Origin of the sequence: Butyrivibrio sp. AC2005, assembly GCF_000424145.1 — a bacterium.
Classification (GTDB): domain Bacteria; phylum Bacillota; class Clostridia; order Lachnospirales; family Lachnospiraceae; genus Butyrivibrio.
This window is the reverse complement of the sequence record NZ_KE384137.1, coordinates 225715-238225: the sequence shown is the minus strand read 5'-3', so window position 1 is coordinate 238225 and position 12511 is coordinate 225715. Positions and strand designations below refer to the sequence as shown.

At 38.6% G+C, this 12511-nt stretch carries 8 protein-coding genes; all 8 read left to right on the top strand.

Going from position 1 to position 12511, the window contains the following annotated elements; translation table 11 throughout:
- Positions 1 to 90: 90 nt before the first annotated feature.
- From G602_RS27390 to G602_RS0118010, 8 genes are read left to right on the top strand one after another with little or no spacing between them, the layout of a single operon-like run.
- Positions 91 to 2052 (top strand): alpha-amylase family glycosyl hydrolase, encoded by a 1962-nt coding sequence (locus G602_RS27390; protein ID WP_044932722.1) that lies wholly within the window; start codon positions 91 to 93, stop codon positions 2050 to 2052.
- A gap of 25 nt (positions 2053 to 2077) precedes the next feature.
- Positions 2078 to 2680, top strand: coding sequence for a DUF5662 family protein (locus tag G602_RS0118040; protein ID WP_026660213.1), 603 nt, complete (start codon positions 2078 to 2080; stop codon positions 2678 to 2680).
- Entirely contained in the window at positions 2677 to 3948 is a 1272-nt protein-coding gene (gene pepT, locus G602_RS0118035) for a peptidase T (protein WP_044932719.1), read from the top strand. Before G602_RS0118040 ends, pepT begins: the two co-directional genes overlap by 4 nt.
- Positions 3945 to 5408, top strand: a complete 1464-nt coding sequence (gene miaB / locus G602_RS0118030; RefSeq protein WP_026660211.1) for a tRNA (N6-isopentenyl adenosine(37)-C2)-methylthiotransferase MiaB — start codon at positions 3945 to 3947, stop codon at positions 5406 to 5408. The genes pepT and miaB overlap by 4 nt, the downstream gene beginning before the upstream one ends.
- A 54-nt stretch (positions 5409 to 5462) precedes the next feature.
- A complete protein-coding gene (mutS, locus tag G602_RS0118025; RefSeq protein WP_044932868.1) occupies positions 5463 to 8105 on the top strand; it encodes a DNA mismatch repair protein MutS in 2643 nt (880 codons plus the stop codon).
- A 9-nt stretch (positions 8106 to 8114) separates the two neighbouring features.
- Entirely contained in the window at positions 8115 to 10154 is a 2040-nt protein-coding gene (mutL, locus tag G602_RS0118020) for a DNA mismatch repair endonuclease MutL (protein WP_026660209.1), read from the top strand.
- An 18-nt stretch (positions 10155 to 10172) separates the two neighbouring features.
- Positions 10173 to 11132: a tRNA (adenosine(37)-N6)-dimethylallyltransferase MiaA gene (gene miaA / locus G602_RS0118015; protein ID WP_026660208.1), complete on the top strand. Its 960-nt coding sequence runs from the start codon at positions 10173 to 10175 to the stop codon at positions 11130 to 11132.
- A complete protein-coding gene (locus G602_RS0118010; protein ID WP_026660206.1) occupies positions 11114 to 12403 on the top strand; it encodes a methionine gamma-lyase family protein in 1290 nt (429 codons plus the stop codon). The genes miaA and G602_RS0118010 overlap by 19 nt, the downstream gene beginning before the upstream one ends.
- Positions 12404 to 12511 lie beyond the last annotated feature (108 nt).

Here is a 12511-nt window from a genome sequence, read left to right as displayed (position 1 = left end):
TATTTTTTCCCTGCTACCTCTTGTTTTTGTCTAAAAATATATCGAATTGTGGTATAATACTATGTCGTATATTGTAAAAAAGGAAAACCGATGAAAAACATTCTTAAATTGGCATCCTCCCAGCCTTATCCTATGGGAGTTACAAGAACATCAGAAGGAATACGTGTCTGTGCATCATACACGGGTAAAAAGAACTGCGGTATTGTTCTTTTTAAGAAAAACGATAAGGACGGTGTCCTTGTCACTTTTTCTGAAAGCTTTCGCTATGGAAAACTTTTTTGCGCAACTATAACCGGTGAAACTGATGAATTTACCGGCTATATGCTATATGAAAACGGAAATTTGTTTGCTGACCCTTATGCAACATACATTGAGGGCTTCGAAAAATGGGGTAAGAATGTAAAACCTCAGGATTGTCGATGCAGGCTTGATGCTTCTGCCTATGACTGGGGGGCTGACAGATTTCCCAGAACAAAATATGAGAATTCCTTTGTGTATACACTTCATGTCAGAGGATATACAAAGAGCCCTTCCAGCGGTATAGACCTGAAAAAACGTGGCACTTACAAGGGAATAATAGAAAAAATTCCATATATAAAAAGTCTTGGTGTTACAGCTGTTGAGCTGATGCCTTCATATGAAATGAATGTTCTTGAAATACCCAAGTCAGGAAATACCTCAAACAGTGGTAATATGCCTGAAGGTTCTTTTTTGCATTCCGGCGGAACCAGTGGGAAAGTTTTATACAGTGAGAACGGATCTATAAAAAACGGCAATTCTGTTCGCCAAAAGATAAACTTCTGGGGCTTTAAGGAAGGATATTATTTTGCTCCGAGGACTGCGTATGCTATGGATACGCAGAATGCTGACCTTGAATTCAAGGATATGGTCAAAGAAATGCATAAAAACGGACTCGAGGTTATTATGCAGTTTTTCTTTGAGGATGATGCCAAGGAAAATCTGGTGTGTGCAGCAATAAGACACTGGGTGTTTAACTATCATATAGACGGTGTTCATTTAAAAGGAAGCTATCTTGCACCTGGTATGGTTGCGGCCGATCCTGCACTTTCAGATATGAAAATATGGTATTACGGTTTTGATTACGGAAGATTGTATTGCGGTAAAAAGCCTGAAGTACGTACACTTGCGGAATTTAAGCCTGATTTCATGTATGCTTCAAGACGTTTCCTTAAGGGGGATGATAATTCACTTGGTGATTTTATCAGAGTTATGCTTGAAAATTCGGAAAATGCCGGTACTATAAATTATTTGTGCGATTATGAAGGCTTCAGACTGGCAGATCTTGTTTCATATGAGCATAAGAGAAATGAGACCAACGGTGAGAATAACAGCGATGGTACAGATAATAATCTGAGTTGGAACTGTGGCATGGAGGGGCGTACCAGAAGAACTGTCATTCTTAATCTCAGAGCAAAGCAGATTAGAAACGCACTTACAATGTTAATGTTCTCGCAGGGAACACCGATGATATTCGGTGGCGATGAGTTTGGTAACTCACAGGATGGCAATAATAATCCATATTGTCAGGATAATGCTACCGGATGGATTGACTGGAGTCAGGCTGAGAAGGCTTCCAATCAGGAAATAATTTCTTATCTAAAGTTTTTGGTAACTCTTAGATTTAAGTATAAGATTCTTCATGAGTCCAAGGCTTTTAAGCTTATGGATTATAAAGCGTGCGGATATCCAGACCTTTCTTATCACGGAATTGAAGCATGGCGCCCGGATTTATCAAATTATAGTCACAGTATAGGAATGTTATACTGCGGATTATATGAAAAGGAAGAAAAGGAACAGGACTTTTTCTATATTGCGTATAATATGCATTGGAATCCCGTAACATTTGCACTTCCCAAGCTTCCTGACGGGATGAAGTGGCAGGTTCTTAACGATACTGATGAACCATCAGATAACTTCAAAATGAGTGCGATTAAGGATCAAACGAAGATTGATTGCAGTGAGCGCTCTGTAAAAATTCTTATCGGAGTCGGAAAACCTGTAAAAAAGAATACGAAGAAAACCACAAAGTGAAACAGATATGGAAAATAACGATAAAATAACACTGAAGAGTACCTGGCTTCATTTTAAAACAATAACGAAGCACAGGCATCTGGTAAGGAAACATTGCTTCAAAATGGGGCTTTACTATCAGGGACTCACACACGATTTGTCGAAGTATTCGCCCGCTGAATTCTGGAACGGTGCAAGATACTATCAGGGTACGAGATCTCCCAATACCAGGGAACGTGAGCTTTTTGGATATTCCAAAACCTGGCTCCATCACAAAGGAAAGAATAAGCATCATTTTGAATATTGGATAGATTTTTATAAAGTAAACGGTATGGAGAATAATGGGGTTGTTCCCTGTCCCATGCCTGACAAATATGTTGCTGAAATGATAGCAGACCGAGTAGCTGCATGTATGACTTACAGAGGGGATGAATATGATTCCTGGGACTCTCAGAAATATTATGAGAGAGAAAAACATATTCTAAAGAATCTGGTTCATCCCGATACGCTTAACAAGCTTGAATTTTTCTTAAATATGCTTGGCGAACAAGGTGAAACAGCGACATTTAAATATATCAGAGAAATTTTCCTCAAAGGGAAAGATAAAGGAAGATGGAAGCGAGAATTAGAGGAGAGCACGAGAATATGAAATTAAGCTGCGAAATAAAAAATAAACCCGAGGATCTTATAGAGAGATTCATAAGGTATACAAAAATAGATACTCAGTCAGATGAGCATACAAATAAAAGTCCTTCTACTCCCGGACAACATGATCTTGCAAAGCTCTTGTATAAGGAGCTTATGGAAATGGGTGCTTCTGATGTGTTCTACGATCAGGAGCATTGCTATGTTTATGCAACAATTCCTGCCACAAATGACAGTCCAAAAAATACTCCTGTAATCGGATTTATATCACATATGGACACCTCAGATGCTGTAAGCGGAAAAGATGTAAATGCCAGAATCGTAGAAAACTATGATGGCAGTGATATTAAGCTTTCAGAAGATGGCAAATATATACTTTCACCCAAGGATTTCCCTGTGCTTACAGAAAAAACAGGAGAAGATCTTATAGTTACTGATGGTTCAACCCTTTTAGGTGCAGATGACAAAGCAGGGATTGCTGAGATTATGACCATGGCAGAGACTTTTCTCAAAAATCCCGAGCTTAAGCATGGTGAGATAAAGATTGCTTTTACTCCTGATGAGGAAATTGGGGAAGGAACGGATCATTTCGATCTTGAAAGATTTGGTGCTCAGTTTGCTTATACAGTTGACGGTGGAGACCTGGGAACTCTTGAATACGAAAACTTTAATGCTGCTGAAGTTGAACTTATCATTAATGGACGAAGTGTTCATCCGGGTGATGCCAAAAACAGAATGCTAAATGCCACACTCATTGCCTATGAGTTCCAGTCAATGCTTCCCGCCTTTGAAAATCCTATGTATACAGAAGGCAGAGAGGGATTTTTCCATCTTACAATGATGAAAGGAACTTGCGAGAAGGCAGTAGTTTATTATATTGTTCGTGACCATGATATGGAGAAATTTAAAGTTAAAAAGGAAATGGTCAGAAATATTGTAGAGTTTTTAAATAAAAAATACGGTGAAGGAACAGTTGAATTAACCATGGAGGACTCCTATTACAATATGATAGAGAAAATTCGCCCTCACATGCATCTTGTAGATAATGCAAAGAAGGTGATGGAGGAGCTCGGAATAACTCCCATAGATGTACCGATAAGAGGTGGCACCGATGGTGCTATGCTTTCCTATAAGGGATTGCCCTGTCCGAATTTGTGCACAGGCGGATATAATTATCATGGCAGATACGAATTTGCAGTTGTTAGTGAAATGAGAAAAACCGTAGATATAATACTTGGAATTTGCGGTATATATGGAGAATTTGAGATTTGAGTAAAGAAAGTTTAAAAAATAATACAGTTTTACATGATACAGCTTCTGAAAATGCAGGAGAAGAGACAAAACGCCAGTTTGAGTACATGGAAAAGGTCAAAGGACATGTTGCTGACCTTGAAAAAGAACTTGGAAGAAAACCTACGGCATGTGTTGTTACCTTTGGATGCCAGATGAACGCAAGAGATTCTGAGAAGCTTCTTGGCGTTCTTACCAAAGTAGGATTTGAAGAAGTTGAGACCGAAGATGCTGATTTTGTTATTTATAATACCTGTACTGTCAGAGATAATGCAGATCAGCGTGTGTTCGGAAGGCTTGGATATGTCGGTGGTATTAAGAAGAAAAAGCCATGGATGAGAATTGCCCTTTGCGGCTGCATGATGCAGGAGCAAAGCGTTATAGAAAAGATACAGAAGAGTTACAGACATGTAGATCTCATATTTGGAACTCATAATATATTCAAATTCGCAGAGCTTCTTAATACAATGTTTGAATCTGACAGAATGATAATAGATATCTGGAAGGACACAGATCAGATAGTTGAGGATCTGCCAATTGTACGTAAGTACAAATTCAAGTCAGGCATAAATATCATGTTTGGCTGCAATAATTTCTGTACTTATTGTATTGTTCCCTATGTTCGTGGACGCGAGCGCTCAAGAAGCCCTAAAGATATTATCCGTGAAATCGAATATCTTGCTTCAGACGGCGTAAAGGAGATTATGCTTCTTGGTCAGAATGTAAATTCTTATGGGAAAGGGCTTCCTGAAAATGAGCAGTTAAGCTTTGCTGAACTGCTTTCAGAGGTTTGTAAGGTAGATGGAATTGAAAGAGTTCGTTTTATGACCTCTCACCCCAAGGATTTATCTGATGATCTTATAAAAGTTATTGCGGAAAATGAAAAGGTTGCACGACATATACATCTTCCTTTACAGTCCGGTTCTGATGAAATATTAAAGAAGATGAACAGACATTATACAAAGGAAAGCTTCCTGTTACTTGTAAACAAAATTAAGCAGGCAATACCGGATGTTTCAATTACTACAGATATTATCGTTGGATTCCCCGGTGAAACAGACAGCGATGTGGATGAAACAATAGATGTTGTAAGAAAGGCAGCTTTTGACAATGCCTTCACCTTTATTTATTCAAAGAGAACCGGCACACCTGCCGCAGGCTGGGAACAGGTACCGGAATCTGTCAGCAAGCCCAATTTTGACAGACTATTAAAGGTTGTACAGGAAACAGCCAGGGAACGCGCATCACGCTTTACCGGACAGACACACCGTGTTCTTGTTGAGGAAATAAATGAACAGGATTCCTCACTTGTAACAGGCAGAATGTCAAACAATACATTGGTACATTTCCCCGGTGATGCCGATCTTATTGGAGAATTCGTTGATGTAAAGCTTAATGAATGTCATGGCTTTTACTATACAGGGGAAAGAGTTTTTGAATAATACATTTATAAGCAGGAGAAAGTTTTGGAAATACAGATAGATAAGCTTAGTCCAATGATGCAAAATTACATGAAGACTAAGGAGGAGTACAAAGATTGTATATTATTCTACAGACTTGGGGACTTCTATGAGATGTTCTTTGATGATGCGAAGATTGCGTCAAAAGAACTGGAACTTACTCTTACAGGTAAGGCATGTGGTCTTGAGGAGCGTGCACCTATGTGCGGAGTTCCCCATCATGCTGTCGAGAGCTATCTTAGCAAGCTGGTAAACAGAGGCTATAAGGTCGCAATTTGTGAACAGCTCGAGGATCCTAAAGAAGCCAAAGGAATCGTGAAAAGGGATGTAACCCGTGTGGTTACCCCCGGAACAAATCTGAATATGCAGGCGCTCGATGAGACAAAAAATAATTATCTCATGTGTGTTTTTTATTCGGATGACAAAAGCGGAATCTCCTTTGCTGACGTCACAACCGGTGATTTTTACCTTACTGAGGTTGATCAGCTAAAGGATATTCTTGATGAGATTCAAAAATTTCAACCTTCTGAGCTTATCTGTAATGATGCATTTATGCTTAGCGGTGTTGATATTGAGCTCTTAAAAGACAGAAGCGGTATTGTAATAAATACTCTGGATCCCAGATATTTTGATGAGGATTCCAATAAACAGATACTCATGAAGCACTTTAAGGTAGGAACTCTTGCCGGTCTTGGTATAACCGATTTTCCAGGAGGAGTTCTTGCTGCAGGTGCAACGTTGAAATATCTGATGGAGCTTCAAAAAGACGAGCTTTCCAATATTATTCATATCTATCCATATATTAATAGTAAATATATGCTTTTGGATTCTTCAACCAGAAGAAACCTTGAGCTTATAGAGACAATGCGGGATAAACAAAAGCGCGGAACACTTTTATGGGTGCTCGATAAGACAAAAACAGCTATGGGTGCTCGCATGCTAAGAAGCTTTGTTGAACAGCCTCTTATTGAGGTTCCCGATATTCTTCAGAGACAGACAGCTGTTGAAGCACTTATGAAAAGCGCGATTGCAAGGGATGAAATAAGAGAATACCTTGGTCCCATATATGATATGGAAAGACTGATGGCAAAAATAAATTATCACACAGCTAATCCAAGGGATCTTCTTGCATTTCGTAATTCCTTAAAAATGCTTCCTGCCATCAAGATAGTTTTAGAAGATTTAAGAGATGTTGTCTCGCTTGATAGTGTCTACAATCAGATAGATAGTCTTCAGGATATTTATGAGCTTATTGATAAAGCCATAATAGAAGAGCCTCCGCTTACTATAAAGGAAGGCGGAATTATTAAGGATGGTTTTGATTCTGACATTGATCATTTCAGAGAAGCAAGCAGTAACGGAAAGCAATGGCTTTCAGATTTAGAGACAAAAGAACGCGAAAAACTTGAGATCAAGAACCTCAGAATTAAATACAGTAATGTATTCGGTTATTCCTTTGAAGTAACAAATTCCTTCAAGGATAAGGTGCCCGATTATTTCATAAGAAAACAGACTCTGACAAACTGCGAGAGATATACTACGCCTGAACTTAAGGAGCTTGAAGATACAATTCTTAATGCACAGGATAAGCTTAACAATCTTGAGTATGAGATGTTTTGTAAAATACGAGATTCTATTTCAATGGAGATTGAAAGAATTCAGGAGACAGCCAAAGGAGTAGCTCTACTTGACGTATATTGTTCGCTTGCATATGTAGCAGAGAGAAACCATTATACGAAACCGATTCTAACCGATAAGGGAACTCTTAAAATAACAGGAGGTCGTCACCCGGTTATAGAGCAGATGCTGGACAGAACAGACATGTTTATATCCAATGATACTTTTCTGGATGATAAAAAACATGCTGTTGCAATTATTACCGGACCTAACATGGCAGGTAAGTCAACCTTTATGAGGCAGACTGCGCTTATTGTTCTTATGGCGCAGATAGGAAGCTTTGTTCCTGCAGAATCTGCTACAATCGGCGTTGTTGACAGAATATTTACAAGAGTCGGTGCTTCTGATGATCTTGGAAGCGGACAGAGTACCTTTATGGTGGAAATGAATGAGGTTGCAAACATTTTAAGAAATGCCACCTCAAAATCTCTTTTGATTCTTGATGAAATAGGAAGAGGCACTTCCACCTATGATGGACTTTCCATTGCCTGGGCTGTTATAGAGCATATAAGTAACAGAAAGCTTCTCGGAGCACGAACCCTCTTTGCAACACATTATCATGAACTGACTGAGCTTGAGGGTAAGATTGATAATGTTAACAATTACTGTATTGCAGTTAAAGAGAAGGGCGATGATATAGTATTCCTTCATAAGATTATAAAAGGCGGCGCAGATAAGAGTTATGGTATTCAGGTTGCGCGTCTTGCGGGAATTCCGGATATGGTAATAGACAGGGCAAAAGCTATTGCTGAAGAATTATCCGACAATGATATTACAGAAAAAGTTCAGGGGATAACAGTCAATCAAAATACCGGTAAGAAATCAACTGTTAAACATTATGATACTGTTGATCTTTCACAGATGTCTCTTTTTGATACTGTGAAGGATGAGGATGTTTTGAAAGATCTGGAGGAGATCGATATTTCAAATCTTACGCCTATGGATGCCTTAAATACATTGTATAAGCTGCAGAATCAGCTAAAAAACAGATGGAAAGGTTGAGCATAAGAAATGGCAAAAATTTTCGAACTGGATCAAAATACCATAGATCAGATTGCAGCGGGGGAAGTTGTTGAAAGACCTTCAAGCGTAGTTAAGGAGCTTGTTGAAAACGCTATAGATTCAGGCGCTACTTCAATTACAGTTGAGGTTCAAAATGGTGGTACAACCCTCATAAGAGTGACTGACAACGGTAGCGGAATAGACAAGTCTGAAATCAGAAATGCATTCAAACGTCATGCTACCAGTAAGCTTATGAGTATTGATGATATTTACAGATTAAAGTCTCTTGGTTTTAGAGGAGAGGCTTTATCAAGTATCTCTGCAGTTTCACAGACTGAACTTATCACCAAGACTGCTGATGAACTGACAGGTATCAGATATTGTATCAATGGTGGTAAAGAAGAGTCATGTGAAGAAATCGGATCACCTACCGGAACAACAATTATTGTCAGAGACCTTTTTTATAATACGCCGGCAAGAAAGAAGTTTTTAAAGACACCTCAGACAGAAGGCTCTTATGTCGGAGATATCATGGAACATATGGCTATGGACAATCCATCGGTATCATTCCATTTTATTAACAATAGAGATGACAAATTTATTACTTCGGGTAATGGTGATCTTAAAGAACTTATTTACAGAATATATGGTCGTGATGTTGCTACATGCCTTGTGCCAATATCGGTTACGGAAGGTGACTATACAATTGAGGGCTATCTCGGAGAGCCTGCTCTTAACAGATCTAACAGAAATTTTGAGAATTACTTTGTAAACGGAAGATATATAAAGGATAAAGTCATATCCAAGGCTTTGGAAGAGGGCTATAAGGAATACCTCATGCAGCATAAATTTCCTTTTTGTGTTGTGCATATAAGAATGAATTCGGAGCTTGTTGATGTGAATGTACATCCTTCCAAAATGGAGGTACGCTTTAGCAATCAGCCTGCGGTTTACGAATTTATCAGGAAAAATGTAGCAGAAGCTCTGCATAATCATGAAATGATTCCTGAGGTTTTAAGGAATGAGAAGGAAGACAAAGCTTTTCAAAATAAAGTAAAAGCATTGTCCAAAAAAAATAATGAAGGCTATGAGCAAAATGCTTCCAGAGCTTCCATACAGAATAAAGAATATAACTCTTTAGTTATCGAGCCAATAGAAAAAGGAGAAAAAACTACTGAGAATAAGATTCCTGAACCCTTTGAAAAAAATAGACTTACTTCAGATAGCAAGCTTAAGGAGTCAGAGCCTGTATTTGCTGAGGGAATATCTCCGGAACCTGTGGTGATTGAAGATAATATGAAGTCCGCTGTATGGACAAGAGTATTTGGTGACCACACACCTCCTAAATCCGAAGAAGACAGTAAAGCTGCAGGCCCTATTATAAAAGGATCGGATGCCATCATTGTCGAAAAGGGTCTTCAGCTGGATCTTTTTGATGATAAAATGCTCTCAAAAAATAATCGTGATGAGTATGAGATTCTCGGACAGCTTTTTGATACTTATTGGATTATAGCCTTTAAGGATAAAATGTTCATAGTGGATCAGCATGCAGCCCATGAGAAGGTAAATTATGAAAGACTGATAAAGCGATATAAGGAAAAGGAAACCGCATCTCAGCTTTTGCAACCGCCTATAATCGTTTCGCTTACATCTCAGGAAATCGATGTATTTGAAAAATATCATTCAGCATTTGAAAAGCTTGGCTTTAATATAGAGCCTTTCGGTCAAAACGACTATGCCATAAGGGAAGTTCCGATTGATCTGTACGGATGTGAGAACGAAAAGGAAATGTTTACCGAAATTCTTGATGAACTTGCTTCGGATACTAATCTTGACAGAACACCTGATGTAATAAATTACAAAATAGCAGGTATGGCATGTAAGGCATCTGTAAAGGGTAATATGAAGATGTCCAGGCTTGAGATGGAAAAGCTTATTGATGAACTGCTTACTCTTGATAATCCCTATAATTGTCCTCATGGAAGACCTACAATTATTTCCATGAGTAAGTATGAAATAGAAAAGAAGTTCAAACGAGTAGTTGATTAAGGATTATTTTATAAATCTATGGATAAAATTGTAATACTTACAGGACCGACAGCTGTCGGAAAAACAAAAATCTCTATTGAGCTTGCAAAAGCTCTTAATGGTGAGATCATATCAGCTGATTCAATGCAGGTTTACAAAGAAATGAATATCGGTACTGATAAGATTACACCCGAAGCCATGCAGGGGATAAGACATCATCTGATAGATTTTTTAGAGCCGGAAGAGGACTTTAATGTCTTTGAATTTAAGCGACTGGCAAAGGAAGCTATTTCTGATATTACCTCGAGAGGAAAACTTCCAATCATTGTTGGCGGAACAGGTTTTTATATTCAGTCAGTATTGTATGATATAGACTTTTCAGATGATTATGATGATACAGAGCTTTCTGATTATAAGGAAAGTCTTAATAAGGTTCTGGCAGAGCAGGACGGTATTCATAAGCTTCATGAGATGCTAAAGGAAGTGGATTATGAATATGCAGCTGAAGTTCATGAAAATAATGTAAAAAGAGTAATGAGAGCTCTCTGTTTTTACAAAGAAACGGGAACAAAGCTTTCAGAACACAATAAAGATCAGAGACAAAAAGCTTCTCCCTATGACTCTTTTTATTTTGTCCTTACAGATGATAGAAAAATTCTGTATGACAGAATCGAAAAGCGGATTGATAAAATGATGGAGGAAGGTCTGGTGGATGAAGTAAAAGGTCTTCTTGACAAAAATATAGACAGATCAGCTACTTCCATGCAGGCTCTTGGATACAGGGAAATTATTTCTTATCTTGATGGTGAAATATCTCTTGACAGGGCTGTAGAGCTTATAAAAAGAAATACAAGACATTTTGCAAAAAGGCAGCTAACCTGGTTTAAACGCGAAAAAGATGTAATTTGGGTTGACAAATCAGAGTTTAAGCGTGATGATGTTAAAATTGCAAATGATTTAGTAAAAAGGATTAATGATAAATGGCAAATAATGAATTAAAGTCCATGTATAAAAGCATGGGAATACCTGAAGCTGTTTATGATTTTTGCGATGAAATCTGGGAAGGCTTAAAACCAAGATTTGAAAAAATCAAAGAGATCTCAGAATATAATCAGGCAAAAGTTTTAAAAGCAATGCAGGATAATAAGGTATCGGAAGCCTGTCTCCTTGGAACAACCGGTTATGGGTATAATGATATCGGAAGAGATAAGCTGGAAGCTGTTTACGCTTCAATTTTTCATACAGAGGATGCTCTGGTAAGACCTCAGATCACCTGTGGAACGCATGCGCTTGCGCTTGCACTTATGAGCAACCTCAGGCCGGGGGATGAGCTTATGTCCCCAGTCGGTAAACCTTATGATACTTTGGAAGAAGTAATTGGTATAAGACCTTCCAAGGGATCTTTGGCAGAGTACGGCGTCACTTATAAACAGGTTGACCTTCTGCCCGACGGTTCCTTTGATTTTGAAGAAATCAGAAAAGGGATTAATGAAAAAACAAAGCTTGTCACAATACAGAGGAGTAAAGGATATCAGACAAGGCCTACACTTTCTGTAGAGCGTATAGGAGAAGTGATAAAATTCATCAAGGAAATCAAGCCGGATGTAATTTGCATGGTTGATAACTGTTACGGTGAATTTGTCCAGACAATTGAACCTACAGACGTAGGCGCTGATATGGTAGTTGGGTCACTGATTAAAAATCCTGGTGGCGGGCTTGCTCCTATCGGAGGTTATATAGCAGGTAAGAAGGAATGCATTGAAAATGCTGCATTCCGATTGACATCTCCGGGACTCGGAAAAGAGGTCGGCGCTTCCCTGGGAATTCTGCCACAGTTTTATCAAGGCCTTTTCCTTGCGCCTAATGTAACAGCTAACGCTTTGATGGGAGCCATATTTGCCGCTAATATTTATGAGAAGCTTGGCTTTTCTGTTCTTCCTGACGGGACAGAAGAGAGATATGATATCATTCAGGCTATAACCTTTAATGATCCATTACTTCTTACATCTTTCTGCGAAGGAATACAGGCAGCTGCTCCGGTTGATTCCTATGTTACTCCTGAGCCCTGGGATATGCCAGGATATGACTCTCAGGTAATCATGGCTGCAGGAGCTTTTGTTTCCGGAAGTTCAATTGAACTTTCTGCTGATGGACCACTGCGTGAACCTTATTCCGTATTTTTCCAGGGAGGACTTACCTGGCAGCACGTAAAATACGGTATTATGAAGACTTTATCTGTTATGTATGATAAAGGTCTTGTGAAATTATGAATTTCTTCATAAATTGATTGCGTAGCTAGGTTTACGATACGCTAAATTGTGGTATAATCATTTGAGGTCTGATTTTTTCCTATTTTTATTGTCCGAAGAAGCATGAAA

Excerpts from the sequence above, each read along its gene's own strand:
- G602_RS27390 (WP_044932722.1), top strand. The coding sequence starts at position 91 with ATGAAAAACATTCTTAAATTGGCATCCTCCCAGCCTTATCCTATGGGA.
- pepT (WP_044932719.1), top strand. The coding sequence starts at position 2,677 with ATGAAATTAAGCTGCGAAATAAAAAATAAACCCGAGGATCTTATAGAG.
- mutS (WP_044932868.1), top strand. The coding sequence starts at position 5,463 with ATGATGCAAAATTACATGAAGACTAAGGAGGAGTACAAAGATTGTATA.
- mutL (WP_026660209.1), top strand. The coding sequence starts at position 8,115 with ATGGCAAAAATTTTCGAACTGGATCAAAATACCATAGATCAGATTGCA.
- miaA (WP_026660208.1), top strand. The coding sequence starts at position 10,173 with ATGGATAAAATTGTAATACTTACAGGACCGACAGCTGTCGGAAAAACA.
- G602_RS0118010 (WP_026660206.1), top strand. The coding sequence starts at position 11,114 with ATGGCAAATAATGAATTAAAGTCCATGTATAAAAGCATGGGAATACCT.